Genomic DNA, 25007 nt, shown 5'->3' on the forward strand with positions numbered 1-25007 from the left:
TGATCATTTGAAACTCTGGCCGATTGCAAAAGGTATTCTTCTGTCCTGCATTCCGACTCTTAGCTTGACTGCAATTCGAAGGCGGAAACGATATTAGAAATCTGCACAGAGGCCCCCAGACGGTCAGCTGCCACCGCAGTTACAAACCGATGGTTTTGCTTCAAGTGTTCGATATCATCAGCCTCGGCAAGCTCAACATCCATCCATTTGCCGTCATCAGAAATTGCGGTAATGCGCCGAATTGCAATCATGTGGCCATCTGTGGTCAATAAGCCGAAAAGCCACCAATCATCCATCATTCGAGAGGTATACCAGGCAGGCAGTATTTCTGAGGCCATGCCGGAGTCTCCAATCATGGCAACCTTACTGCTGACTTTTTTCCATTGAATATGAGCAAACCACAGGCTCCAGCCAGCCACGGCGAGGCTGAGGGCCGAGACCACGGCCCCAGCTAATGCTATCCAATCACTGCTGCTCATTTCAGTCGAATCCTTCCTGTTAAAAGCTCTTGCATCATGCCCAACTTGATCTGGCGGGCCTTGTCGCAGCGGGCTTTAAGCGTCGCGAGTTCGCCATCCATATCGGAGAGAATGGAGGCGATGGCGGTTTGCTCTTCTTCAGAAGGCTGAGGTATTTCGAGTTGCATGAAGGCGCTCTTGGCAATGTTGTAGCGGGTTGCGCCTTGTGCTAGGACGGACATAGCAGTCCGTCCTGGCTTGCTTCTGAACCAGTACGCAAAGAACAGTCCATTTACTTTTGCGCTCGATTTGAAGCGGAAGCCAAAGCAAAAGCTATTCAGGTAGAGGTTCGGAATATCCTCAAGCAGGACTGAGCAGAAACCTACTTCTTCAGGTGTTTCCGATGAGCCATTGAAGAAAAGGTCTCCTTTTTTGGCGAGGTTTTGTACTTCATCGGGCGCAACATCGACAGGCTCAAGCCAACTCGGGTCGATCACCGTATCGGTCATCACGTTCATGAACGGGATATAGCGAGCATCGCCGTGTCCGAAATTGCTCTTTGTCTTTCCTGCGAGCCCTCCGTAGGTACAACCTAGTGCACGCATAGGTTTCACCTCCCACTCCCCGCTAAACCCCGACACGCGTTGTTGAGCGGTGAAGAGTTGTTGCATGGCGGCTTGTTTGATGTCGCGCTTTTTGGCGATCAGCTGATCAAGGCCGCTGATCAGGGCGTCCATGTCAAATAGGGCGGCAGCTATGGCTTGGCGCTCATCATGATTAACCGGCATGGGCACAACAAATTCGAACAAATCCTTCAGAGTTATACTGGCTTGGTTGGCATTGCCGCGAAATATCCCCTCAACAAAAGAAAAATATCTTTTGGTTCTTAAGTGACTAGCGACTAGCACTTGAATTGATTTTTCATTTTTTTTGTTGCGGATAATAACCGCGTTTTGATTTAGTAGTGCGCCTGCAAACTTCTTCTCAACCAAAATAGCTTTGCCAACCATTGAATCATACATGGGAGGTTTCGACCCCACTGTAGACACAATAATATCGAATTCATTCAAGCTCCACTTTGAATAAGCCTCTGACGTTATAGGAGAGATAAATATCGGGGCACTTTCTGAGATGGAATCATGCGTGGTATCACTCACCCTAATAATGCGCACCCCGCCAGTGGTGTAGTCGGCTGACCTGAAAGGAAAACCTTTGGTGTAATCAATCACGTCTCCAAGAGTTACAACCTCCCAATCCTTGGGAATCACCCCAACCTCCGTTACCTTATATCCTGACGTAACCTCCGTACTCATAACGCAAACCCCATATTCACCAGATGCTGATTGACTTTGGATGCCAGTGCTTCCACTTCGGCAGTCAGTTGCGGCAACGGCGTGGCATAGCGTTCGGCGAGTTGGCGGATGCGCGAAGTTAAGGCTTGGGACACACGATCCAGTTCGCTCTGTACATCCAAGGCCAAGATCGCGAGCCATTTGTCTTCAATCACTAGGGCTTTGATATCCGCTTCGCTGAGTTGTGCATATTGCTTGGCGACTTTTACATCCAGAGCCTTTTGCGCATCTTTGATTTTTTTTCCTGCGGCGACTTCTTGCTCCAGCACGGCGAGGTATTGCTCAAGGGCGGTGCGTTCATCGGCGGCAGCCAGGTCGTTTTTGATCGCCTTGATGCGGTCTTTCACGCTTTTGGCTGTAAGTTTGCCTTTGTCGGTTTTACCCTCCACAAGCAAACCGTCTTCGCCGCCTTGCTCTTCATCCAGCTCTTCCAGCTGGCGGCTAAAGGTGTCGCGGGCGGCTTCCAGCTGTTCGATTACCGTGGAGTCAGTTGCAAAGTAGCGCTTGATAAGCAGCTCTGGCGGCAGCAAGTCGGTGTTCGGTTGGCCTTGGTTGGCACCATCAACAATTAGCGACTGCCAGCCGTCACTGACCAGCTGATAGAGATCGTCCTGCATGGTGGTCGCCCAGTAATCCAGCAGGTGCTGGTACACGTCGTAGGCATCCAGCAATGGGGCTTGGGCGAAGCTGGCGAGCAAATCTTCGGCCAGGTTGTCGATCAAAGCCTTGGGTTTGTCACCAATCGCGATGGCGTGTAGATGAGGACGATTGCGGGTTTTCCAGCCTTCAAACATCTCGGTGATTGTCTGGTTGAAAGCGGTGAATTCTGGGTTGGCAAAGATGGTCGGCTTGATCTCGCCAATGGCCACTTGCAGCTGGCTGTAGCCCGCTCGTGCCGAGGTAAACAGGCTGGCGCGTACCGCTGGGATAACCTGCCAATAGGCGGCCAACGCATCGATGTCGCGGTTGGGAATGCCACCTTGAAGGTGGGCGGCAATGTCTTGCAGGTCTTCGGCGGCGCTGGCGTCGATATAGCGCGGGATGTTGAGGTTGTAGTCGTTGTCAGCAATCTCGGCCAGTGGCACCAGGCGGGCGTATTTGGCCACTTCGTGCTGCTGGGTAAAGGTGTCGACGATTTTGTGAATGTCTTGCTCGCGCAGGCGGTTTTTGTTGCCATCTTTGATGAAGCCTTTGCTGGCATCCAGCATAAAGATGCCTTTGCGGCTGTGGGCGTGTTCTTTATCCAGCACGATGATGCAGGCCGGGATGCTGGTGCCGTAAAACAGGTTAGCCGGTAGGCCGATGATGCCCTTGATAAAACCCTGCTGAAGGATGCGCTGGCGAATAGTGCCTTCGGCACCGCCACGGAACAGTACGCCGTGGGGCAGAATCACCGCGCCTTTACCAGAGTGCTTGAGCGAGGTAAGGATATGCAGCAAGAACGCGTAGTCACCATTCTTCTCGGGCGGGATGCCAAAGCCGAAGCGCTCAAACTCATCTTCAGCAGGATTGAAGCCGTTGCTCCAGGCTTTGGTTGAGAAAGGTGGGTTGGCGACGACGAAGTCAAAACGCTTGAGCTGGCCTTTGAATGGGCCGTGGGCCTCGGTGAAATACGGTGCGGAGAGGCTGTTGTCTTTCCAGATGGTGGCCGTCTCGCAGCTGTGCAAGATCATGTTCATCTTGGCCAAAGCGCTGGTGGCGTTGTCCATTTCCTGACCGTAGATGCTTAGGTCTAGGTTAGTGGCGTGCTTGGCTTCGTCGTGGGCTTTCAGCAACAGCGAGCCAGAACCGCAGGCCGGGTCATAAATAGTCTGGGTGCTATCCGTGGCGGCGCTAATGCCGATGACCTTAGCCATAATCCGTGAGACTTCTGCCGGGGTGTAGAACTGCCCCTTGCTCTTGCCCGACTCAGTTGCGAAGTGGCGCATCAGGTATTCGTAAGCATCTCCGAGGATGTCGTCACCCTGGGCGCGGTTACCTTTGAAGTTCAGGCCGGGTGAGTCGAAGATGCTGACCAGGTTGGACAGCCGATCCACCATCTCTTTGCCTTTGCCAAGTTTCTCGGCATCGTTAAAGTCGGCCACATCAATCACTCCGGTCAGGCTGTTGGCCTCGGCAAGGGTGCGAATGATGATGTTGAGCTTGTCGCCGATCTCCTTGTCGCCTTTGAGCGCGATCATGTCGGCAAAGCCACCGCCGACCGGCACCTCAAGCATGGCGCTGTGGTTGCCGGCGTACTTGTCGGATACATACTTTACGAACAACAGCACTAGGACATAGTCCTTGTACTGCGAAGCATCCATACCACCCCGCAGCTCGTCGCAGGACTTCCACAGGGAAGAATAGAGTTCAGATTTTTTGATGGCCATGGGGTGCGTTACTGCCTGAGCAAATGGGGTAGGAATGAGGTGAGGATATCGACTGGGTGTTGCACCGGATCGGTAGCTTGGACGGTCTGCAGTGGCTGCGTGTCTGATTCGAAATACGCACTATTAACCAGGGAGACTTGAGGGCTGGCTGCAATACTGGATTGCAGCTCGTGATGAAAGCGCCGCTCTGCGACCTGTATGTAGACGCGGGCAAATCCTTGAGTACCTCGTTCTTGTGACCGAGGTAGGCCATGTCCTAGCTGATGCTGCTCCATGCTGCCTTCCGCGCGCTCGGTGATATCTTGCATTGTCGTGATGTGAGAGACCTGGCGCAACCGCCATGCGGCGTCCAGGTGAAAGCAGAGATTCTAACCTCATGACTATAATTGTAGGTTTTCAGGTCAGTCGGAATCCTGTCCACAGCGCCGCTCTCCTGTCAGGTGGAGGTTTCGATGCCCCGTACCCCTAGGCCGAAATCAAAAGCTAAAGGCCGCCCCCGTCTCGAATCGCAACGGACGCTTTATCAAATCAAGTTGTCCGGGTGGGACTTTACATGGTCGTTCAGCCTGGCCCTGCGCAATTCGTGGGCAAATGAGGGTCATTATAATGAACACATGATTCTCACGCTAAGAGGCGAAGTGCTCTACCCGGAGAACTTCAAATACCCAGACGTCGAGTGCCAGCTGTATGCAGACGCGCGTTTGACGCAAGACATTGAGCCTCCGAAAGGAATAGGGTCTATGACAGCAAGCGGGACACGACTGGTTGCGTACATAGCCGTCCCTCGCGAGCGGATGGATACCTTGGCCGGCGTGGCTGACCGACTTCTTTCCCTCGAACTAAACGCTACCCCTCTGCATTACCGCCGTGCACTGGTTATGTCGATTCATTTGGGTACGGAACCAGAGTCTGATTGGTCATAACGCTAATGCAATTGGAATGCCTTCTATCTAGATGGAGGGGCGTCATGCCCGCCTCAACCACCTCATCATAGAAGTAAGAAATTCGATTACGAGATGTCGATCAAAACGGAGAGTACTGCAGGAGCCACGGAAGGACGACCTCCTCAAAGGGAAAAAGAGAATAATCTGCTGTGAGCCGCCATTAAGCTCACGGCTGTTCACTCTGGTGCCATCAGCAAAGCGAGCGTCATATTGATGAACTCTTCGTTCTTGCTGATTGTGTCCAACGCGCCGCGCACGTTGCCGGCTACCTCTGCTGATCCGCGCTGCTCGACCCACAGCGTCAGCTCCATAATGGCAGCCTCAAGTGCGAGCTGGTTCTGATTGATCTTGAAGAGCAGGGAAGGGAGTAGATCTGCGTTCGACATCGTGATTCCTCCGTGGAAAGACGACAGCGTAGCAGGCGAGTGCTATTCCGATTCAAGCTGCCTGGCGTCTGATGTCACCGCTTCCCTAGTAGAAACCAGCTCCTCAAGCAGCTCCGCATAGTAGCGAGTGAGTTACCGCACCGGCTCAGTAGGTGCTATGCGGTGCAACATTACGCACCGCCGACTGCCTCGGATTCTCAGCATTCAATGTCGAGCAAACCGCCTCCGCCTCTGTCCTGGCTTTGAACACACCATGCTTGCTGGCTGAGCCTCCTTCTACAAGATCAACGACCCTGTATCGCTTGCTGCCATCGTCCAGTGCGGTGGTCTCAATCACTCTGAATCTTGTGTGCATGGTTGCTTTCCGTGCATGAGATTGGTGTCCTACAAGTACCGGCAAAAGGAGACAATTTCAAGAACAGGGAGGGCTTCAGCTGAGACAATTTATGACAGTGCAATGCGCTCGTCATTGCGGGAGAACTTAGCGGTGGGGGGAGTGTCGAGGCATTTCTAAATGTCGCTGCTTCGGGCCTCATGGCCCGGCTCGACGTAAACCCTGGACGGCAATGTTGCCTGAAGCATCCGTCGTATCTGCCAGGCTGCATCTTGGCGATCAGAGCTACCAACTCTTGTGCAAATCCGGAAGGATGTCCCTTACAAACCAGTTTGGTAAGGCAACCGAAATTGTGAGGAGGTCAGATGGCGAGCTCACTACGACACCGACATCAATCAACCTGTTGAGTTGATCCTTTGCGTTATCAGGCTGAAGTCCGGTAAAGGTCTTGAACTCAGAGCGAGGAAGCGCGCCCTGAATCAGCAGCACCAGGAAAGCTGGTGCAATTTCTGCTCTGATCCCGGCCTCTATTAAGCGTGAGTTTGTGTTGAACGCATTCGTAACAGCTTCACAAAGCTTGCGGCGATTCAGGGCAGCAGTCATGTAGTCCACCTCTTCATGGCAGACATCAAGCATGAACTCGATGAAGGTAAGAGAGGCTTTGTCTGTTCGCTGGAAACCACCAGCAAGTTGTCTCTCTTGCGTGCCACCAGTTATGCCCAGCGCAGCGTGATACTCCTCCTGTCTACGAGCTATACCGCGAGATAACGACCACAGCTGCGGATGCAATCCGATCTGAGCGAAATGCATATGAACGATCAGCCTCGCCACGGCCCCATTACCTTCAGATAGCGGTTGAGTTTGTACAAGGTGATAGTGGTGGGCTAGCGCCGCAATGAGACGTCGACGAAGCACGGTGATTTCCCCTAACGTGGACTGCGTGCTAGCCAAGTTGGTTGCGTCTTCCAGCATCTCCAGGTCAGTGTCGTGCCCGTCGATGATTCTCGAGTACTCAGCGTCAGAGACCTTCAACTGTCTGCTCAAGCATGCTGCAGTTTCAGGTGCGATCAAGCCGGCTAGAAAAGCTGTCTTCGTTACAAGCGAGTCTGCGCTCGCCAGAATTGGCTGAGGAATCGAATCGGGGAGGGCCGGGTTTGAGACATTCATGCCGCTGACATTATTCGCGCCTGGGTTGAAAGGCAATCCGAATGCCGCTGCAGCTGGCGTTCTTATACGAAGGTGGCCGTCCATCTTCAATAGTGCTTTGATTCAGGCAGTAGGCTTGAATGGACGTGTCGACGTGATTGAACAGAGTTTTAAAATTAGATTTTCCGAGATCGAAACCGCAGTGCCACAGGCTCCAGGTCTCTATGAGATCGTAACTGAAGAAGGAAAGCTGCTGAAGGTAGGAATCAGCGGAAATCTACGTCGGCGGCTAATTCAGCACAGGCAATCCAAGCAATCTCGTCTCAAGCTTAAGGACGGAGGAGAATGGAGCAACCCTAATGACGTCCTGAGCAAGCAGTCGATACTCGCGAAGCACTTGTACTTTCACTCTCCTGTCACTGGCTACGATTTGAAAACGGAAGCAGGTAGGCAAGCCTTTCTCGAGCAGCGGTGCCATCTGTTGGTAACCGTAACCTTGACTCGGGAGGAGGCTCGCGAGATGGAAAGGCTGAAGGAGCAAAGCGGTGCATATCAGTTCGTGGGAGTCACGAAGACGCCTAGCTAGGATGACTAGGCTACCCATCTAAATCATATTGTTCCGTGTCTGAGGCCTACACAGTGGGCAATGGGGATGTCGCTACTTCGGGCCACCTGGCCCGGCTTGGTGGTAGGTTTTCAGATGGAGGTGAAAGTGCAGTCATCGATCAAGGAATACCAACCAGGGCCCCAGATCCCACCGAGTATTTGGATGGTCATCGGGCTGCCGTCACGCGGTACCAGGCTTCATGACCTAGTTCACGAAGGACTGCCTTCCGAATACCTCGAGCGGATAGCGAACCTCCTGCAGGTGCAGCCCGGGGTTATCTCCAAGGCCATTTGCATGTCACCTACAACGGTGGCCCGTAGGGCAAAAGCAGGGCGGTTCAACACCACAGAAAGCGACCGCCTGGTTGCATTGGTAGCTGTCTTTGAGGAAGCCCTTTTCCTCTTTGAAAACGATAAGGCCGCAGCAACGGAATGGCTGAGCTCGCCGGTGCGAGGGCTCGGATCGAAGCGTCCAATAGACATGGTGGGGACGAGGGTGGAAACGAAAGCTGTCTTCGATCTTATCTGCCAACTGGAGAGGGGAGTACTTTTGTGAGACTCACCAGATGGTCTAGTGGGCTGGAGCTATTTTTGCTATCGCTCCTTCGGGCGTGAGCCCGGCTCGACGTGTGAGGGCCAGGTGTCTGAAAAAAATGTTTGACATGAGACATGTGTATAAGTATACAGTGTTATTGCTGCGTTGACGTGCCTCTCCTGATTAGCTGCCAGATGTTATGGGCGTCAGCGATGATCGTAATGCAGTGAAGCCAGAGCCCCTTAAATGGGGCTTTTTTTGCCTGAGCTAAAGAAGCCGAGGGGGAAGATGGCTGTGTATCAAGCTTTCCAAGCGACTCCTCCTTCCGCTCGATGGAGCGACTTCCGCAAGCCGAAATGACGTCACGCCAGCAAGCGAGCTAGGTCGGAAGGCGAGTGAGATGGGTCATTAGTACGGTCAGTAACTATCTTCGACCTCATCGGTCGACTTTAGAGGGGGAGTGCTTGTGTGGGATTCGTCAGGCACTGGCATCCTCTGACAATCCTGAGACTTACGAATCCCCCAGCAGGTTCTAGCGCATCTCCTTATGCGCCGCGAGGTGCTGCATCTCGGCTGTCCATAGTCTTAAAAAACGGCGCCAATCTCTCGCATAGCAGCCCTGCTGCAAACGGGTAGATCCAGTACTCGCTTCTTCGAAACGAGTTTTCCAAGGTTCTGGTATGTGCTCGTCAAGCACGACTACAAAGTGGGATCCGCTGACTCCCTCGATTTCGGTTTCTGGAACGCATTCTCGTAGCTCATCAACCGACATGGCGACTGCATCACCAATGGGGTCATCTCGATCTTCGCGCTCAACTTCATCAAGAATCGCAAGGCACTGAATCGCTCGGTCAGATCCAGGCTGCAGCCTTTCCAAATCCCAAAGTGCGTAGCGGCGTTTGTGTTCGCGCTGCCAGAGACGATTCGTGTCAATCATCATTATTTTCCGCTATTCAGGTCTCAGTGAGTTTGCCTATTCAATCCGCAATTTGAAGATTTTTCGATAGGAAAAAGAGCGCGTGTTGACGATAAACTACTCGATCAGATAAACCGAGTCGCCTACATCGAGCTCCTGCAGCGAATCATCAGGAATTCGAATCGCCCCGTCACATCCCATTCTTCGATCATGATTTACGTAGGAGGCTTTCTCAAGCGTGGTCTCCATTGCTTTGAGTCGGCAACGGTAATGAGCTTTTGCTTACAGGCTAACGCCGCCTCTACTGCTTGAGTTCGGAAGGTGGGTTGGCCTGCCGCTTCCGTTGGATCGGCTGCTTGATTGACATCATCGTCACTTTTGACGATGATGAGGTATGAGATATCCAGGTGGAAAGGGCAAGTGCTATCAGCGCTTGATAAATCTGATGCCACCGCATCAGACGTACATCGAAACGCATCTAGGTGCGGGCGCGGTCATGCGCAACAAAAAAACTGCGGCTCGGAATATTGGCATCGACATTGATCCAAGCGTACATAAACTGTGGTCTGAGTTTGATGGCCGAGGAAACGTCGAGCTCGTCCAAGACGATGCCGCGTCCTATATAAGTGGCTTCGCCTACGAAGGTGATGTGCTCATCTATGCTGATCCTCCGTACCTGACCGAGACTCGTCGCCGATCTAAGATATATCGCTTCGAATATGACTTCGAAATGCATGAACAACTGCTTAGTACGTTGCGCGATGTTCCCTGCAAAGTGATGATCTCCGGCTACGACAGCACTCTGTACAACGACACTCTCTACGGATGGAGAAAGGTTACGTTCTTAGCAAAAACCCACGCAGACGTCAGGGAGGAGTGTGTCTGGATGAACTACGCTGCCCCTGAGGAACTCCACGACAGCCGATATTTAGGCGATACCTTTCGGGCCCGTCAAACGATTGCTCGTCGTCAAGCGAGGCTGCAGGATCGCATTCACGCAATGGATCCGGTGGAGCGTAATGATTTCGTTCGTTGGGTTGCTGAGACATATGGTCATGCTCAGGAGGCCGTGTGATGCAGAAAGGTGTCGTGTACGTTGATTCTCAGGTCTATCGTCGTGAATTCCCTGAAGCTACAAGTGAGGTGCTTCCTGGAGTGGCCTGGGGATTGATAGAAGCGTTTCCGAGCCCCGCATATTGGGCCTATCAGGTTTGGGCTAACGATCAGGATCCCGACCCAATCAATTACAAGCTCGGCGCTTCTTTGAAAGAAGAGGTTGGGGCGTGCTTGCTCGGTGGACACGGTATTCCAGCTAACGTCGGGTTAGCTGCATTCGCACACCTGTGTGAGCTTGGAGCATTCAAAGAGGAAGTGCCCACAGAGCAGCAACTGCTTGAGTGGCTCTCGGCTCCTTTGAACGTCTCGGGCAAACAAGTGCGCTATAGGTTCGCCAAGCAGAAAGCCCGGTATCTTCATGCAGCTTTGTCGCAATTGGTTGATGCCGAACCTCCACTGTGTTCCGGACGAGCTCTTCGTGACTGGCTGCTCACCATTCCTGGCGTCGGTTACAAAACCGCGTCCTGGATCGCTCGAAACTGGCTCGATGCTGATGACGTAGCCATTTTGGATATCCACATACTAAGGGCCGGGGCACTGGCAGGGTTCTTCTCGCCGGGACTAACCGTACAGCGCCATTATTTGGAACTGGAAGAAGAGTTTTTGATGCTGAGTCGCGGTCTGGATGTTCAGCCATCCAAGCTCGACGCGCTGATGTGGTATCAGATGATGTCGGCACCTACCATCGTTCACGGTCTGCTGAGCCAAGCAGGACTCAAGGCAGCCTGAGGCTACTTGATTCTCTTTGGATGGCCTATCTGGTTGGTCTATCTGTTTGGCTTACTTGGAGCTCTTTCTGGGGGTCTATCTGGGTTACCACCAACTAGTGCCATCCCAACGCCCATCAAAATGCCGGGTGCTGCTAGCTCGCTCGCCCATGGCTCTCCCGTGATACCTAAAGGGCAGAAAGCAAGGTTTAGGGCTTCCGCTGTCACGGCCATTATTGCGAGAAGTGCACCTGCATCTCGCCAAATGAGGCTCTCCCCACATTCATATTTGGCAGAGGTTTTGCCCGGCTCTGCAACGAGCAACAACTGGGTTGCGTCCTCAGAGGGCAGAACACCTTTGCTGCATTCTTCAAGTGGTTTTAGCTCACTCTCTGAACCTTCAACCTCTAAAAGGCCATGTCGGCGGGCGTCATAGCGAAACCATTTATGGGTCTGGGCAGGTTTCACCAATATGTGAATGGGATGAATGGCGCCAGCGGATGGAGTTGGCCTCTGCTCTAGATCAAAACCGAGGTCAGATGTGGCGATTCCTTGCGTGCGGGCACAATGCCAAAACAATTGCCCAAGCTGGTCATGATTTAGGGAGACAAAGCTACGTCGCGATCTTCGACGCTCAATTACCGTCAAGACATCAATATCTTCGCGGGCGGGCGGAGCATCCCAGATGGCAGGGAACGCCTGAAACCTCCCATCCGGCCAGGCGAAAGGGGCATAGGTCTCAGGTGTTTCCCTGACGGTCGGACTACTCAGTTTGATCCACGCCATGTTCAAGTTCGTTCCAGACCTCGAAGTATTTATTGCATCCCCTGCAGTTGCCACATGCGACAGTAGACTTGTGGCAGCTGTGCGCCCACGCCAGCATGTCACGAGGTACACCGGAAACTCTTACTAACTCAAGAGTGCTCAGGTTGATGGCGGGTGCCTCAACGGTCATCTCGCCTTCTTGAATCGCCATTAGTTTGCTAATGGCGTCAATAAATTCCTGCGAACCGTCGCGGTGAACGCAGTCAGATTTTACTGTGCCCAAGTAAAGCGTATTCACACCCAGGCTGATCGCTTTCATGGCGCCGAGTGTGACGAGCATTTGGTTTCGATAAGGCCACCAGTCAGTGGCGGGGGCGTGAGTATCAGCTTGTCCACCTGCCATGTCTCCCGATCCAACCGACCTGCAGTCAATGGAGATAATGTGGTGGTCTATTCCCAGCCGTTTGCAAATAACCTTAGATGCTGAAATCTCAGCTTCTGCTGCTAGCTGGCCGTAATCCAGAGTGATGCCTAGATCTGGTTTGATCCACCACGCGAGAGCGAGCGAATCCATTCCTCCCGAGAGGAGCAGTCCGCGTTTTAGTCCGTCTTTCATAGTGCGGCTGCCTCCCACACCAGTCGGTAAATTGCGGTCACGAAGTCATCACAGAGAACGCAATCCGTGCCCTCCATCATTTTCTTGTTTTCTTCCGATTCATTCTCGGTATACATGACCACGGGTTTTCGGAGAGCTTTGGCATATCCGATTTCAAAAACGGTGCCTGAGTCCAAGCCGTCCCCAATAGCAAACATAAGCTCACATTCGTGAATGGCCTCCACATCCTTGTGCACAACATCTGCAGCCAAGCCGTGGCCTACGTCATGGTAGGGAGAGAACACTCGTAGACCCATAGCGAGTAGCGTGTTGCGTACCTCTTCAACCAGCCAGAGCTGAGCGAGGGAGAAGAAAGGCCCGGCTAGGTAAACCTTCGGGCGGAAACCATCTTGAAAACGGGTGGAAACCACTAGAGGCGACGGTTGAAACTCTCGGAGTCGGCGTGGAGATGCAAAGCCCTGGTTCTGGCAGAAGTACGCAGTAGCACGAGAAGCAGCTTCAGCAGCATCGTGTGGTGACAAACCGGCTTCCAACCAACCGTATGCAAAATGAGCAACGAAATTGTCACCGGAGCCAATTTTGTAAACCCTTTCGGTGTAGAAGGCTGGCACGCGAGTGATATGGCCTTGATCGAAGACCAAGGCGCCCATAGGGCCCATCTTTATGACAACAACCTCAGCACCTTCAGCCTTTGCTACATCGGTTGCGAGCTCTTCAACAGTTTGGCAGCTTACGCCGAGATACAACTCAGCCTCGTATCGGTTGAGGATGATCGCCAGGTGGTCTGCGGTTGATCCATTAGCCGAAAAGGATTGAGGTTTGGTGGAGTGTTGCGGATCGTAGACTGCATGGGTGGCGTGAACAATCGCATCGCCCTCTATCATCCCAAAGCGAACAACCTTTTCGGCAGAGACATTTATTGCCTGTAACGAAGCCAGTGGCTGGTAAATGACCGGCGAGGATAAACCGTGGACATATGAAAAGCCTGCGCTCTGAGAAGCTTCAGTCACGACTGTCTTGAAGTTTTCGAGAGCACCGCGCTGAGCGAGCACAGTTGATACTGCCTCATCAGCGTAAGTGTGAAGCTCTACCTCGGCTGTCATTCGGGCTAAAGCTGTTGCTGCCCGGCCTGCAGAGCCGTAAATTTCGCGCCATCTGGGCGACATACAATGTTCGTGATAAACACCGCCGACAACTGTAATCATATTGCCTCCTTGCTCAACCTCAGTTCTGAGTTGGCGTGATGCGAATCCGTACTTCGCCACCGTTCTTTGCAGTAACCGTGGCGATATAGTTGAACCCTTCGCCAATGCAGTTCTGCAACTGTTGTACGCTCGGAGATGCGATGCCCCCAGCTAATTCACCATTCCAATAAACCTGGACGGTGCTCACTGATCCATGGGCCACGACGCTGAGGAAGAGGCTATCACCAACTTGGATACGGTCGACCACATCCTCGCGGGGTGAGGATAGGTGAGTCTCGAGAGCCAATGATTCGCACGAAGTCTCCCGGGAGGGGAGGCCACTGAAAGTACCGCCGCTGGAGCCAGACATGAAACACTCCCTGTGGGTCAAAATCCTTGCCCTGCACAGGCTATCTGACGATGGCCGGTGATGACATGTGGCCAGCAATTTAGCACAATCGTTTGCAGGTCGTGTGAGCAACGCTTAGCTGTGCTGAGGCGGTGTGGCCGGGAAGCCGGGTGTCTTGGTCGGAGCGTTATCAGGCCTGCGTATTGAGCTTTGAGTCCCTATGCAGGGTGTTCAGTATCTGCTCCGGTTGGAAAAACCAGCGACGATTAGACCCATGGTGAACGCGCCTAAGGCTGCCTGTGAGGCGGCTAATGCCTTGAGCAGATCGGTTTTGGGGGTGATGTCGCCATATCCAAGAGTCGTGAAAGTTACGACAGAAAAGTACAAGCAGTCGCCTAGCCGGGGATTGTAGGGGACTCCTTTTTCATCGACCCACGCAACAGTATCGTACACCCCCGCGTAGGCGGCGATTAGTGCCGCTGCTGCTATTAGGATACGTCCGGGCTTTTCTCCATAGCCCCATAACAAAGAATCAACCATCGACATGCACCACCTAAACCTTGAAATGATTAAAGGTATGAAGTGCTTCGGGCGCGTGTAGAGCTTGAACTTGCTTTTGAGAGCATCAATTAAAGGGCGGCGTATTTTGCTTTTGTCCCAAAACCCCGTTCTGTACATTTGAAGGACTCGGGAGATGCTAGCACCGTAGGCTAGCCCCGGATAAGTTGCGCTGTCGTACAGCTGCGGGTTGAATAATGACTTTCTTTCGTAAACTCGTTCTCTGTAATAAGAATAGGATGCCTCTTGTCGAAAACCACGCGACTGGTACGCGTTCCGTAACAGCCTGTATGTTGTTGATATGCGAGCAGGATCGACGTCTTTAGGTGGAGCGTAGTCTATTTCGTGAAGTTCGCAATTTTCGATCATGGGGCTAATATTCGTTTCTTTGAACCCCATTTTCATGATGAATGAATTTTTGAGAATGAGTCTACTCATGTCGCAGTGTTCAAAGTATATGTCCTGTAGGCGTGAATTAGAGCAAATGAAATCTCCCATTGCGCAGCGATGGAATTTGAAAAAAGCCTCGCTTGAGTCTAAAAATTCTAAACCTCTGCATGAGCTGTAATGGATCGAGGTGTTGGCGGTGCCTCGGTACTCTCCCGTTATCTGCAGGAAGTCGAGATTTGTGAAGTCTAGGTTGCGCTCTATGAAGGATACATTTCGGTCGAGTATGTGTTGTCCCAGCTTCAAAACTTCAAAACCGTTTAGAAGAAATGCTCTGGTGGAACAATCGGCGACATTAAGGCCTGCCCAGCTTGTAAATTTGAAATTGTCCGCTCGTTGTTTGTTGACTTTGTCGTACGTGAATATTCTTTTCTTTCCTAGGTTCAACTTAGACCATAAAAAATAGGGTAGAAACTCTCCGATTATGGTCTGGCTGATATAGCTTGGACGTGCGTTTAATAGGTCTGCAGGCCCTGTTACGCTGGTGAAGATTTCCCCATTCCATCCAAAAGACCTTCGGCGCACCAGGGTTCTGACTGTGTCTCCCTCGAACAGGTGGCCGGTTGGGGTGACTCTGAGCACCGTCTCCATATCGAATGGAAGGGTGTTAAGCCAGTCGCTGAACGATGGTAGAAGCTCTATGAGATTTCTAAATAATAGGGGAAGGTCGTTCGTCGCTCGCCACTCATTAAATTCTAGCGGGTTCAGGTTCCACAATAGTCGCGGTGAAGGGTAGTTAGGCATGAGGGGGTCTTGTAGTCGGTTGGCCTTGGAGTCGATGCAGGCTAGCATAGGGCTTTCGTATACGTTGGGAAACATTATTTCTATCTCCGCGCGTCGGCTACGTTGTTACAGTGAATCCGGTGGCGGTCTTGTGTTGCTTCACCTCGCGATCAAGAACATTCACGTATTAGGTGCGTATCGTGGTATTGGAGGTCGCTGATTGTTTTGACCTTTGTTAGTATCGCTGTCGCTCTTGGAGGCTCGAGGGTTTTATATCGCTTGCATCTCATCGAAGCAGTATTAGTTGGCTCGGCTCACAGTATCAGGCTTTGAGGTTGTTCTTGGTCATTTGGACGTCTTGGGGAGGGATTACCTGGTCAGCAAACTATCGCTAAAGAACTTTCATGTCTTAGTTATGTATACCTCCAAATACGTCCATGCCTGCGGTTGAGGTAAAGTTTGTCGACCATTGTTCCATCATGTCGAGCAGAGTCACGTCGCCAAACTCCTTTATGGATGCGCGTCGTTTCTATACTAGTTTGTAAATTTTCTAGGGCTTCTGTAATGTAAGGTGGATTTCTTTATGGACTTAAGACGTCTAAAAGGCCCTTGATTGTTGTGAAGTACAGGTTTCTAGGTTGGCGAAGCAGTAGCATGTTCATAAGCTCGGGGGGAGCAGTTTTGGAGCGATGGGCGTAACGACTAAGTGGGGGGTAGAGAGCGGGCATGTGCCAAATTTGGTAGTTGCTGTAAGTGCACTCTTCCGCAATTGTTTAAATATTATTGGTGTTGGTTCTAGTAGAACTTCTGATGCTTTCAGAATCACGGATTAAAGGCTGCTTTGCCAGTTGCTGAATGAGGCGGGTGTCAATCCTCGTTGGCTGGTCTCAGGTGAGGACGCTTCAAGGGTGTCAATCCTAAGCTGACGTCCCACCCTTGGGTGTCAATCGGGTGGGTGTGAATTGACATTCAATGGGTGTCAACCTGGATTTCGTACAGACCACGGATTCAGAGGGGTGTGAGGTGTCAATCTATAGAACCCAATTGCGATGGCGGACACTACTGGCCGGATGATCCGCTGGTGGCGGAGGCGACTGCGCGGATAAAACCGCGCAAGTAAAGCAGCTCCTACACGGACGGCGTTGAGCTTTCGGATTTGGCGGTCAGTTGTTCGCGGCAGTAGTCGGCGAACAACTGCGCCGGCTTGGTCAGTTGCCCACGCTTGAGCCATGCCGCCACCAGCCCGGAACCGGTGACGTCCTCGGCGATGTCCACGCACACTACTTTCTGTCCGTCGTAGGTGCACTCCGAATGCGGCTTGGTCACCAGGATCGAGAACCCGAATCCCTGGCCAACCATGCCCCGCACCATCTCGATCGATGGCGAGCTGAAGGCGATGCGCGGGGTCAGGTCCAGCTCTTCGAACAGGCTGACGAAGTAGGTCCGGCTCGGCTGCACGTCCAAAAGAATCATCGGTTCCAGGCACAGGTCCCGCAATGACACCTGCGCCTGATGGGCAAAGCGGTGATCCGCCGGCAACAACGCATAAGGTCGTTGCGCCGGCATCAGCGGTTCGGTCGCGATGGTGCCGTCCAGGTCGTGTTCGTAGAGGATCGCCAGATCGAAGGCCCCGGAGGTCAGGCCCTGCACCAGCTCTTGTTGCTCGCCATCGCGGATGCGGATTTCTACCCCCGGGTACAACGCCGAAAATCCTGCGATCAATTGCGGCAGGTACAGCGGCGCGACGGTTTCGAAACAGCCGATATCAATCTGCCCGGAGACCACGTCGTTGTCGGCCAGGGCGTTCTGCTCGAACTCCTTGGCCATGCGCAGCAGTTCCTGTGCCTTGCGGTAGAAGCGTGCACCGCTGGGGGTCAATGACACGCCCTGTGCATGATGGCGGATCAGCAGTTGCACGCCGAAACTGTCTTCCAGCCCTTTGATGGCCGTGGAGATCGAAGGCTGGGCGATGTACAGCTTGCGCGAGGCCTCGGCAACGCTGCCGCACTCGACTGTTGTGATGAAGTATTTCAGTTGACGCAGATTGTAGGCAGCCACAGCAAACCTCGGGGGAGAACGGATCAGGCATCCTGGCAATTTGCGCGCCACCCCTATCCGCTCGGGTGGCGATTTGTTGTGTTTGAACAATAACCACATGCTGCGCCAGAAGGGAGATTGGCTACGTAGTTTTTTCTTGGCCTGCGAACACATTTTTACTGGTTTTCCACCGCTCGGGCCTGAGCGACTATCCAATACACAAGAATGTCCTCTGGAGCATCTGAACGTGTTCGAGCTTGAGTATTGGCAACGCAAGGCCGCTTCCCTGCGGTTTCCCGACCAGGCCGTGATCGGCGGCCAGCGCCGCGCGGCGCAGTCGGGGCAGACCTTCGCCGCGATCAACCCCGCCACCGGGCAATGCCTGGCCAACGTTGCCGCCTGTGGTGAAGAAGATGTGAACGCGGCGGTGCACAATGCGCGGCAGGTCTTCGAGGCTGGCACCTGGGCTGCGCGCTCGCCGACCGAACGCAAGCAAGTGCTGTTGCGCCTGGCCGACTTGATCCTGGAAAACCGTGAAGAATTGGCGCTGCTCGATTCGCTGAACATGGGCAAGCCCGTCACCGATGCCTACAACATCGACGTGCCGGGTGCCGCAGGCGTGTTCCGCTGGTACGCCGAAAGCCTCGACAAACTCTACGACCAGATCGCCCCCAGCGCGCAGAACGTGCTGGCAACCATTACTCGCGAAGCCCTCGGCGTGGTGGCTGCCGTGGTGCCGTGGAATTTCCCTCTGGACATGGCGGCGTGGAAACTCGCCCCGGCCCTGGCCGCCGGTAACTCGGTAATCCTCAAACCGGCCGAGCAGTCGCCGTTTTCCGCCCTGCGCCTGGCTGAGCTGGCGCTGGAGGCGGGGATTCCGGCAGGCGTCCTCAACGTACTGCCGGGCCTCGGCGAGCAGACCGGCAAAGCCCTCGGCCTGCACCCGGACGTCGATTGCCTGGTGTTCACCGGCTCCACCGAAGTCGGCAAATATTTCATGCAGTACTCGGCCCAGTCGAACCTCAAGCAGGTGTGGCTGGAGTGCGGCGGAAAGAGTGCCAACCTGGTGTTCGCCGATTGTCAGGACCTGGATCTGGCCGCGGAAAAAGCCGCGTTCGGCATCTTCTTCAATCAGGGCGAAGTCTGCTCGGCCAACTCGCGGTTGCTGGTGCAGCGCTCGATCCATGACGAGTTCGTCGAGCGCCTCAAGGCCCAGGCCGAACGCTGGTTGCCGGGCGATCCTCTGGACCCGTCGAGCGCCGCCGGGGCCATCGTCGACAGCCGGCAGACCGCGCGGATCATGAAGTTCATCCAGCAGGCCGAACAGCAAGGCGCGACTAAGGTTTGTGGCGGTCGGCAGTCGATCTTCAACGGCTCGGACAACTTCATCCAGCCGACGATTTTCACCGGTGTGACCCCGGACATGCCGCTGTTTCGCGATGAAGTGTTCGGCCCGGTGCTGGCGATTACGCCATTCGACGACGAGGCCCACGCCTTGCAACTGGCCAACGACAGCGTCTACGGTCTGGCGGCTTCGCTGTGGACCGACGACCTCAACCGCGCCCACCGTGTGGCGCGACAATTGCGGGCCGGTACGGTGTCGGTCAACAGCGTCGATGCGCTGGACGTGACCGTGCCTTTTGGCGGCGGCAAGCAGTCGGGTTTCGGCCGCGACCTGTCCCTGCATTCATTCGATAAATACACCCAGTTGAAGACCACCTGGTTTCAATTGCGCTGATAACAAAACGGAGAACTGGCGATGACCACACCACGTGACACCCGCGACTACCAGGCCGCCGACGCTGCGCACCACATCCATGCATTCGTCGATCAAAAAGCCCTCAACGACGAGGGGCCACGGGTGATGGTCCGTGGCGAACGCCTGCACCTGTGGGACAACGATGGCCGGCGTTACCTCGACGGCATGTCCGGGCTGTGGTGCACCAACCTCGGTTACGGGCGCAAGGACCTGGCCTTTGCTGCGAGCCAGCAGCTGGAGCAACTGCCGTACTACAACATGTTTTTCCACACCACCCACCCGCAGGTGATCGAGCTGTCCGAGCTGCTGTTCAGCCTGCTGCCGGCTCACTACAGCCACGCGATCTACACCAACTCCGGCTCCGAGGCCAACGAGGTGTTGATCCGCACGGTGCGTCGTTACTGGCAGGTGCTCGGCAAGCCCGAGAAGAAAATCATGATCGGTCGCTGGAACGGTTACCACGGTTCGACCCTGGCCGCGACGGCGCTGGGCGGCATGAAATTCATGCACGAAATGGGCGGCATGATTCCGGACATCGAGCACATCGACGAGCCGTACTTCTTCGCCCACGAAGGCAACCTGACACCGGCGGAATTCGGTCTGCGCGCGGCCCAGCAACTGGAAGCGAAGATCCTCGAACTGGGTGCGGACAAGGTCGCGGGCTTTATCGCCGAACCGTTCCAGGGCGCCGGCGGCATGATCTTCCCGCCAGAAAGCTACTGGCCGGAAATCCAGCGCATCTGCCGCAAGTACGACGTGCTGCTGTGCGCCGATGAAGTGATCGGCGGCTTCGGTCGCACCGGCGAATGGTTCGCCCACGAGTACTTCGGTTTCGAGCCGGACACCCTGTCCATCGCCAAGGGCCTGACCTCGGGCTACATCCCCATGGGCGGTTTGATCCTGTCGAAGAAAATGGCTTCGGTGCTGGTGGAGCAGGGCGGCGTGTTCGCCCACGGCCTGACCTATTCCGGGCACCCGGTGGCGGCGGCGGTGGCGATTGCCAACCTCAAGGCATTGCGTGACGAAGGCGTGGTGACGCGGGTCAAGGACGACATCGGCCCGTACCTGCAACAGTGCCTGCGCGAAGTGTTCGGCAAGCACCCGTTGGTGGGTGACATCCAGGGCACCGGCATGGTCGCGGCGTTGCAACTGGCCGAAGACAAATCCACTCGCAAGCGTTTTGCCAACGAGAACGACATCGCCTGGCGCTGCCGCACGATCGGTTTCGAGGAGGGGGTGATCATTCGCTCTACCCTTGGCCGGATGATCATGGCGCCGGCGTTGATTGCCAGTCGTGAAGAGATTGATGAGCTGATCGCCAAGACCCTGAAAGCGGTGGATCGTACGGCGCAGGAATACGGCCGGCTCTGATCTTGCTGGAAGGTCCTGCGGACCTTATCGCGAGCAGGCTCGCTCCTACATTGGATTTGTGTCGATCATCGGAAACGAGGGCGACATAGACCCCTGTAGGAGCGAGCCTGCTCGCGATTGCGACAGACATAAAAGATCGCAGCCTTCGGCAGCTCCTACAGGGGATCGCATTCCAATGTAGGAGCTGCCGAAGGCTGCGATCTTTTGCTGTTCTCAAGCTTTGCACCCACCTCGGGCATCCCCGCCCACAGCGCCCTTTCGCGGTGCGCGCTAACCAGTTTTTTCATCACTCGCATCCACATATTTCCTCGTTTTCCTAAGCCCTCCCATGGGCCAACATCGATCTCGCCAGCCCGCCGAATGCTGCCCGCCGAAGGGTCCCACAGAGACCACAGGTCGCAGCCGATTCAGGGCTCGCCGTACTGCCCATGACAAAACTAAATCAACAGCTTTGGGAGTGCTCCATGACCAAGTCCTTGCTCACCCGCTTCACTTATCCGCTGGCGGTCACCGCCATCGCCGCGACGGTTGCCACCAGCGTCCAGGCCGGCACTCTGTCCATCGGTCATACCACCTGGGTCGGCTACGGCACCCTGTACCTGGCCCAGGACCTTGGCTACTTCAAGGAAAACGGTTTGACCGTCGAATTGCCGGTGGTCGAGGAAGCGGCGATGTACATGGCTGCACAAGCGTCCGGCGAGTTGTCGGGCTCGGCGTCGACCATCGACGAGGTGCTCAAGTACCGTCCGCAATTCTGCTTCAAGGCCGTGGCCGCGCTGGACGACAGCCATGGTGGCGACGGCGTGCTGGTAGGCAAGGACATCAAGAGCCTGCAGGAACTCAAGGGCAAGGCCGTTGCGGTCAACGAAGGTTCGACCTCGCAGTTCTGGCTGTCCTATCTGCTGAAAAAACACGGCATGAGCATGAGCGACATCACCGTGCAGAACATGACGGCCGACGACGCCGCCACCGCGTTCATCGCCGGTCGCGTACCCGCCGCCGTGACCTGGGAGCCGCACCTGTCGATGGTTCGCGACAAGCAGCAGGGCAAGGTGCTGATCGACAGCAGCAGCACACCGGGGGTGATCGTCGATGTGGTCGCACTGAATTGCAGCGTGATCGAAAAACAGCCGGAAGACGTCAAGGCCCTGGTGGCCGGTTTGTACAAAGCCGTGCAGTACACCAAGGATCATCCGCAGGAAGCCTACAAAATCATGGCCAAGGGTGTCGGCGGTTACCTGGCCGATCCGAAGGAGCTGGAAGCCGCAGCGCAAGGCGTGCGTTTCTACGATCAGGCCATGAGCGAAAAACTGCTGGGCTCGCCGGGCAAGCCGGGTGACAGCGCACCGCTGATCAAACTGGCCAACGAGACCGCCAGCGAGCTGCAGGGCAAGCCCTACAACGTCAGCAATGACGACCTGATCGACAACCGTTTCGTCACCCCGCTCTAGGAGGCTGCATGTTCAAGCGCAATTCATGGCTGAGCCGTTGCATTACGCCCAAGACCGGTTTGCCGGTCTCGGTGATCTGGAGCGCGAGCGGCCTGGCCTGGGTGCTGCTGGTCGGTCTGTGGGCCGGCTTGTCCTACGGTGGCGTGGTGCCAGGCATGTTCCTGCCGACGCCGGGCGCGGTGGTCGAGGCCGCCGTGCGGTTAGGCCGCGACGGCACCCTTGGCCAACATGTGTGGGCCAGCGTTGAAGTGGTGATGGTCGGTTTCATCGTGTCGTCCCTGGTGGCGGTGCCGCTGGGACTGTTGATGGGCAGCTTCCGCATCGTCCAGGCCTTTCTTGAGCCACTGGTGAACTTCATTCGCTATCTGCCGGTGACCTCCTTCGTGCCGCTGTTCATCCTGTGGATCGGCATCGGTCTGGAGCAGCGGGTGTCGGTGATCATCTTCGGCGTGTTCTTCCAGCAACTGGTGATGATCGCGGACGTGTCCAAAGGCATCTCCAAGGACCTGATCAACGCCTCCTACACCCTCGGTTCCAATCGCCGCGATGCAGTGCTGCATGTGATCGCTCCGGCTTCCCTGCCAGGTGTGCTCGACACCTTGCGCGTGACCATGGGCTGGGCCTGGACTTACCTGGTAGTGGCTGAACTGGTCGCCGCTTCCAGTGGCCTGGGTTACCTGAGCCTCAAGGCCATGCGTGGCTTCCAGGTGGATGTGATTTTCCTCGCCATCGCGATCATCGGCCTGCTGGGCCTGGTCACCGATCAACTGTTCCGTTTCCTACGCCTGAGGATCACCGCATGGGCTCAGTAACCGCCGCCACTCATCGTTTTACCGCGCCTCATGCTGCCCCAGTGAACGCGCCTCGGCTGAAGGTGGACAAGGTCAGCCTGAGTTACAAGAAACCCGATGGCGGTACCTTTACCGCCTTGGAGGAAGTGTCGTTCGAGGTGCCGGACCAGCAATTTGCGGTACTGGTCGGACCTTCGGGTTGCGGCAAGTCGAGCCTGCTGTACCTCACCGCCGGCCTGGCCGAACCGACCTCGGGCGAGATCTACGTCGGCGGCCAACAGGTGGAAGGCCCCGGTGCGGACCGTGGCATGGTGTTCCAGAGCTACACGCTGTTCCCGTGGCTGACGGTGCGGCAGAACGTCGAGTTCGGCCTCAAGCGCCGCGGCATGCCGGCGGCGCAACGCAAGGACATCGTCGACTACTACGTCAATGAAGTGGGCTTGAGCGGCTTTGCCGACAACTACGCCAAGCAGTTGTCCGGCGGCATGATGCAGCGCGTCGCCATTGCCCGCGCGCTGGCCAATGATCCGCAGATCCTGCTGATGGACGAACCCTTCGGCGCCCTCGACAGCCAGACGCGCCTGCAAATGCAGCAGTTGTTGCTGCGGGTGTGGGGCAACAGCAAAAAGACCGTGTTGTTCGTGACCCACGACATCGACGAGGCGATTCTGCTGGGTGACCGGGTGTATGTGATGGGCGCCAGGCCAGGGCGGATCAAGCAGATTCTGGATGTGCCGATCGAACGTCCACGCAACCTCGATATGGTCATGGAGCGCTCGTTCATCGAGATGAAGCGCGAGATCTTCGGGCTGCTGCATGATGATCTGGAGGAGGTGCATTAAGTCGAGCATACACAGACCCTGTGGGAGCGGGCTTGCTCGCGAAAGCGGTGTATCAGACAACATTGATCTCGGATGTACTGGCCTCTTCGCGAGCAAGCCCGCTCCCACAGGTATTGTGTTGCCTCGGTATCAGGGCGCAACCGGCAACAAAAACCGCGCAATCACCGGCAGGTGATCGGAGATGCGCAACGTATCATCCTGCCGCACCATCGCCTCCACCCGTTTGATCCGCGGGCTGTAGAACAGGTAGTCGACGGTCCGGTCCGGGCCGTTCAGCCGGGGATCGTTCGGGTAATGGGTCAGCCAGCGTTCGCGGTCGATACCACTGGCTTCGTTGTTGCTCGGGATCATCGGGTACTTGTCCCACAGCAGGTGCAACGGGCTGTCGGCGGAGTAGGGCGCGCGTTGTGCGTCGGACAGGCGTCGATACTGGCCCAGCGGCAACAGGTTGAAATCCCCACCGATCAGCCACGGCGTGCCACGGCTTTCGAGTTTATCGAGGGCCCTGGCCACGGCGTTCACCTGGTTTTGCAAGGTGTTGTCGGCTCGATTGGCGCGGTCCAAATGGGTATTGAGCACCGCTATTTGCCCGCCATCACTCAAGGGCAAGTAGCTCACCAGCAAGGCGTCTTTGGGTTTGAATTGGCGGCTGAGCGGATTGCCCGAGGCGACGGGTAGTTGCAGGCGTTCGGCATGTTCGATCCGGTAACGGCTCAGGGTCGCCAGTTGCCGGCCGACACTGCCGAAGATGTGCGGGTTCGGTACGAAGTCGGCCTTCCAGTCGAACGCGCTGGCGCCACAGGGATACAAGTCGGCAAGCCGTTCCTGCAGCAGTTTGAACTGCTGCTGGTAATCGCTGGCCTTGGCGCCGTCGTCCAGTTCCTGCAACAGCACGATGTCCGGTTGTTCGTCGCGAATCACCCGCGCCACTTCGTCGAGGCTGAAGGCCATATCTTCCGCTGTGGGACGTTCGTCGGCACCGGCGGCCAGGTCATTCCAGAATACGTAGCGCTTGCCGGCCAGGTACTGGACGTTCCAGGTCATCACCTTCAACGCCTGCCCGGGGACCAGGGAAGGGGCCTGGGTACTGCAACTGACTGGCAACACTTCTTTGGCGTCGGGGCGCCAGGTCAGGCTGTAGATCATCGCGCTGATCAGGACGGTCATGATCAGCAGGCCCAGCAGGGTGTAGCGCAGTAGACGGGTCATGGCTCGGCTTAATAGCGTTACAGAGTTGTTCCCGAG

The 25007-nt window shown here is 55.3% G+C and carries 22 protein-coding genes and 1 pseudogene; 9 read left to right on the forward strand and 14 right to left on the reverse strand.

Going from position 1 to position 25007, the window contains the following annotated elements; all coding sequences use genetic code 11:
- Positions 1-59 precede the first annotated feature (59 nt).
- The 5 genes from ACM6IT_RS22165 to ACM6IT_RS22185 form a co-directional block, all read right to left on the reverse strand.
- Complete coding sequence (locus ACM6IT_RS22165; RefSeq protein WP_414918694.1) at positions 60-479, reverse strand: hypothetical protein; 420 nt, start codon at positions 477-479, stop codon at positions 60-62.
- The gene (locus ACM6IT_RS22170; protein ID WP_414918695.1) at positions 476-1726 is read right to left on the reverse strand and encodes a restriction endonuclease subunit S; all 1251 of its coding nucleotides are present in this window, start codon (positions 1724-1726) and stop codon (positions 476-478) included. Before ACM6IT_RS22170 ends, ACM6IT_RS22165 begins: the two co-directional genes overlap by 4 nt.
- Before the next feature lie 41 nt (positions 1727-1767).
- Positions 1768-4179 (reverse strand): type I restriction-modification system subunit M, encoded by a 2412-nt coding sequence (locus tag ACM6IT_RS22175; protein WP_414918696.1) that lies wholly within the window; start codon positions 4177-4179, stop codon positions 1768-1770.
- Positions 4180-5299: 1120 nt separating this feature from the next.
- Complete coding sequence (locus ACM6IT_RS22180) at positions 5300-5509, reverse strand: hypothetical protein (RefSeq protein WP_414918697.1); 210 nt, start codon at positions 5507-5509, stop codon at positions 5300-5302.
- A gap of 619 nt (positions 5510-6128) precedes the next feature.
- Positions 6129-7010, reverse strand: a complete 882-nt coding sequence (locus ACM6IT_RS22185; protein ID WP_414918698.1) for a hypothetical protein — start codon at positions 7008-7010, stop codon at positions 6129-6131.
- Between ACM6IT_RS22185 and ACM6IT_RS22190 the strand changes: the two genes are divergently transcribed.
- Complete coding sequence (locus ACM6IT_RS22190; RefSeq protein ID WP_414918699.1) at positions 7009-7575, forward strand: hypothetical protein; 567 nt, start codon at positions 7009-7011, stop codon at positions 7573-7575. The two genes, ACM6IT_RS22185 and ACM6IT_RS22190, sit on opposite strands and share 2 nt — an antisense overlap.
- A gap of 126 nt (positions 7576-7701) precedes the next feature.
- Positions 7702-8151: an antitoxin Xre-like helix-turn-helix domain-containing protein gene (locus ACM6IT_RS22195; RefSeq protein WP_414918700.1), complete on the forward strand. Its 450-nt coding sequence runs from the start codon at positions 7702-7704 to the stop codon at positions 8149-8151.
- A 511-nt stretch (positions 8152-8662) separates the two neighbouring features.
- Here the strand turns inward: ACM6IT_RS22195 and ACM6IT_RS22200 are convergent.
- A complete protein-coding gene (locus ACM6IT_RS22200; RefSeq protein WP_414918701.1) occupies positions 8663-9067 on the reverse strand; it encodes a hypothetical protein in 405 nt (134 codons plus the stop codon).
- Between the two features lie 99 nt (positions 9068-9166).
- Positions 9167-9258: pseudogene (locus tag ACM6IT_RS22205) on the reverse strand (AbrB/MazE/SpoVT family DNA-binding domain-containing protein); the annotation flags it as partial.
- 284 nt (positions 9259-9542) lie between these two features.
- On the opposite strand from ACM6IT_RS22205, the gene ACM6IT_RS22210 reads away from it, so the two are divergent.
- On the forward strand, positions 9543-10121 hold the full coding sequence (locus ACM6IT_RS22210) for a DNA adenine methylase (RefSeq protein WP_414918702.1): 579 nt from the start codon (positions 9543-9545) through the stop codon (positions 10119-10121).
- Positions 10121-10891, forward strand: a complete 771-nt coding sequence (locus tag ACM6IT_RS22215; protein WP_414918703.1) for an 8-oxoguanine DNA glycosylase — start codon at positions 10121-10123, stop codon at positions 10889-10891. Before ACM6IT_RS22210 ends, ACM6IT_RS22215 begins: the two co-directional genes overlap by 1 nt.
- A gap of 38 nt (positions 10892-10929) precedes the next feature.
- Here ACM6IT_RS22215 and ACM6IT_RS22220 read toward each other — a convergent pair whose 3' ends face one another.
- The 6 genes from ACM6IT_RS22220 to ACM6IT_RS22245 all read right to left on the reverse strand — a co-directional run bounded on the left by ACM6IT_RS22220 (position 10930) and on the right by ACM6IT_RS22245 (position 17569).
- Positions 10930-11655 (reverse strand): hypothetical protein, encoded by a 726-nt coding sequence (locus ACM6IT_RS22220; RefSeq protein WP_414918704.1) that lies wholly within the window; start codon positions 11653-11655, stop codon positions 10930-10932.
- The gene (locus ACM6IT_RS22225; RefSeq protein ID WP_414918705.1) at positions 11633-12250 is read right to left on the reverse strand and encodes a 7-cyano-7-deazaguanine synthase; all 618 of its coding nucleotides are present in this window, start codon (positions 12248-12250) and stop codon (positions 11633-11635) included. The genes ACM6IT_RS22220 and ACM6IT_RS22225 overlap by 23 nt, the downstream gene beginning before the upstream one ends.
- Positions 12247-13455 (reverse strand): PfkB family carbohydrate kinase, encoded by a 1209-nt coding sequence (locus ACM6IT_RS22230; RefSeq protein WP_414918706.1) that lies wholly within the window; start codon positions 13453-13455, stop codon positions 12247-12249. Before ACM6IT_RS22230 ends, ACM6IT_RS22225 begins: the two co-directional genes overlap by 4 nt.
- Before the next feature lie 19 nt (positions 13456-13474).
- Positions 13475-13804, reverse strand: a complete 330-nt coding sequence (locus tag ACM6IT_RS22235) for a hypothetical protein (RefSeq protein WP_414918707.1) — start codon at positions 13802-13804, stop codon at positions 13475-13477.
- A 210-nt stretch (positions 13805-14014) separates the two neighbouring features.
- A complete protein-coding gene (locus ACM6IT_RS22240; protein ID WP_414918708.1) occupies positions 14015-15607 on the reverse strand; it encodes a potassium channel family protein in 1593 nt (530 codons plus the stop codon).
- A gap of 1032 nt (positions 15608-16639) precedes the next feature.
- On the reverse strand, positions 16640-17569 hold the full coding sequence (locus ACM6IT_RS22245) for a LysR substrate-binding domain-containing protein (protein WP_414914836.1): 930 nt from the start codon (positions 17567-17569) through the stop codon (positions 16640-16642).
- A 226-nt stretch (positions 17570-17795) separates the two neighbouring features.
- Between ACM6IT_RS22245 and ACM6IT_RS22250 the strand changes: the two genes are divergently transcribed.
- The 5 genes from ACM6IT_RS22250 (at position 17796) to ACM6IT_RS22270 (ending at position 23762) form a co-directional block, all read left to right on the forward strand.
- Positions 17796-19286: an aldehyde dehydrogenase gene (locus ACM6IT_RS22250; RefSeq protein ID WP_414914837.1), complete on the forward strand. Its 1491-nt coding sequence runs from the start codon at positions 17796-17798 to the stop codon at positions 19284-19286.
- 21 nt (positions 19287-19307) lie between these two features.
- Entirely contained in the window at positions 19308-20678 is a 1371-nt protein-coding gene (locus ACM6IT_RS22255) for an aspartate aminotransferase family protein (RefSeq protein WP_056728808.1), read from the forward strand.
- Positions 20679-21142: 464 nt separating this feature from the next.
- On the forward strand, positions 21143-22129 hold the full coding sequence (locus ACM6IT_RS22260) for an ABC transporter substrate-binding protein (RefSeq protein WP_414918709.1): 987 nt from the start codon (positions 21143-21145) through the stop codon (positions 22127-22129).
- Positions 22130-22137: 8 nt separating this feature from the next.
- A complete protein-coding gene (locus tag ACM6IT_RS22265; protein WP_007990681.1) occupies positions 22138-22941 on the forward strand; it encodes an ABC transporter permease in 804 nt (267 codons plus the stop codon).
- Positions 22929-23762: an ABC transporter ATP-binding protein gene (locus ACM6IT_RS22270; protein WP_046041715.1), complete on the forward strand. Its 834-nt coding sequence runs from the start codon at positions 22929-22931 to the stop codon at positions 23760-23762. Before ACM6IT_RS22265 ends, ACM6IT_RS22270 begins: the two co-directional genes overlap by 13 nt.
- A 129-nt stretch (positions 23763-23891) precedes the next feature.
- Here the strand turns inward: ACM6IT_RS22270 and ACM6IT_RS22275 are convergent, their stop codons facing one another.
- Positions 23892-24971: an endonuclease/exonuclease/phosphatase family protein gene (locus ACM6IT_RS22275; RefSeq protein ID WP_414918710.1), complete on the reverse strand. Its 1080-nt coding sequence runs from the start codon at positions 24969-24971 to the stop codon at positions 23892-23894.
- Positions 24972-25007 lie beyond the last annotated feature (36 nt).

Source organism: Pseudomonas sp. IT-P4 (assembly GCF_949767755.1).
In the GTDB taxonomy this organism is placed as follows: Bacteria; Pseudomonadota; Gammaproteobacteria; order Pseudomonadales; family Pseudomonadaceae; genus Aquipseudomonas; species Aquipseudomonas monachiensis.

Excerpts from the sequence above, each read along its gene's own strand:
- ACM6IT_RS22165 (WP_414918694.1), bottom strand. The coding sequence starts at position 479 with ATGAGCAGCAGTGATTGGATAGCATTAGCTGGGGCCGTGGTCTCGGCC.
- ACM6IT_RS22175 (WP_414918696.1), bottom strand. The coding sequence starts at position 4,179 with ATGGCCATCAAAAAATCTGAACTCTATTCTTCCCTGTGGAAGTCCTGC.
- ACM6IT_RS22180 (WP_414918697.1), bottom strand. The coding sequence starts at position 5,509 with ATGTCGAACGCAGATCTACTCCCTTCCCTGCTCTTCAAGATCAATCAG.
- ACM6IT_RS22190 (WP_414918699.1), top strand. The coding sequence starts at position 7,009 with ATGCCGCTGACATTATTCGCGCCTGGGTTGAAAGGCAATCCGAATGCC.
- ACM6IT_RS22185 (WP_414918698.1), bottom strand. The coding sequence starts at position 7,010 with ATGAATGTCTCAAACCCGGCCCTCCCCGATTCGATTCCTCAGCCAATT.
- ACM6IT_RS22200 (WP_414918701.1), bottom strand. The coding sequence starts at position 9,067 with ATGATTGACACGAATCGTCTCTGGCAGCGCGAACACAAACGCCGCTAC.
- ACM6IT_RS22210 (WP_414918702.1), top strand. The coding sequence starts at position 9,543 with ATGCGCAACAAAAAAACTGCGGCTCGGAATATTGGCATCGACATTGAT.
- ACM6IT_RS22215 (WP_414918703.1), top strand. The coding sequence starts at position 10,121 with ATGCAGAAAGGTGTCGTGTACGTTGATTCTCAGGTCTATCGTCGTGAA.
- ACM6IT_RS22220 (WP_414918704.1), bottom strand. The coding sequence starts at position 11,655 with ATGGCGTGGATCAAACTGAGTAGTCCGACCGTCAGGGAAACACCTGAG.
- ACM6IT_RS22225 (WP_414918705.1), bottom strand. The coding sequence starts at position 12,250 with ATGAAAGACGGACTAAAACGCGGACTGCTCCTCTCGGGAGGAATGGAT.
- ACM6IT_RS22230 (WP_414918706.1), bottom strand. The coding sequence starts at position 13,455 with ATGATTACAGTTGTCGGCGGTGTTTATCACGAACATTGTATGTCGCCC.
- ACM6IT_RS22235 (WP_414918707.1), bottom strand. The coding sequence starts at position 13,804 with ATGTCTGGCTCCAGCGGCGGTACTTTCAGTGGCCTCCCCTCCCGGGAG.
- ACM6IT_RS22240 (WP_414918708.1), bottom strand. The coding sequence starts at position 15,607 with ATGTTTCCCAACGTATACGAAAGCCCTATGCTAGCCTGCATCGACTCC.
- ACM6IT_RS22255 (WP_056728808.1), top strand. The coding sequence starts at position 19,308 with ATGACCACACCACGTGACACCCGCGACTACCAGGCCGCCGACGCTGCG.
- ACM6IT_RS22260 (WP_414918709.1), top strand. The coding sequence starts at position 21,143 with ATGACCAAGTCCTTGCTCACCCGCTTCACTTATCCGCTGGCGGTCACC.
- ACM6IT_RS22265 (WP_007990681.1), top strand. The coding sequence starts at position 22,138 with ATGTTCAAGCGCAATTCATGGCTGAGCCGTTGCATTACGCCCAAGACC.
- ACM6IT_RS22270 (WP_046041715.1), top strand. The coding sequence starts at position 22,929 with ATGGGCTCAGTAACCGCCGCCACTCATCGTTTTACCGCGCCTCATGCT.
- ACM6IT_RS22275 (WP_414918710.1), bottom strand. The coding sequence starts at position 24,971 with ATGACCCGTCTACTGCGCTACACCCTGCTGGGCCTGCTGATCATGACC.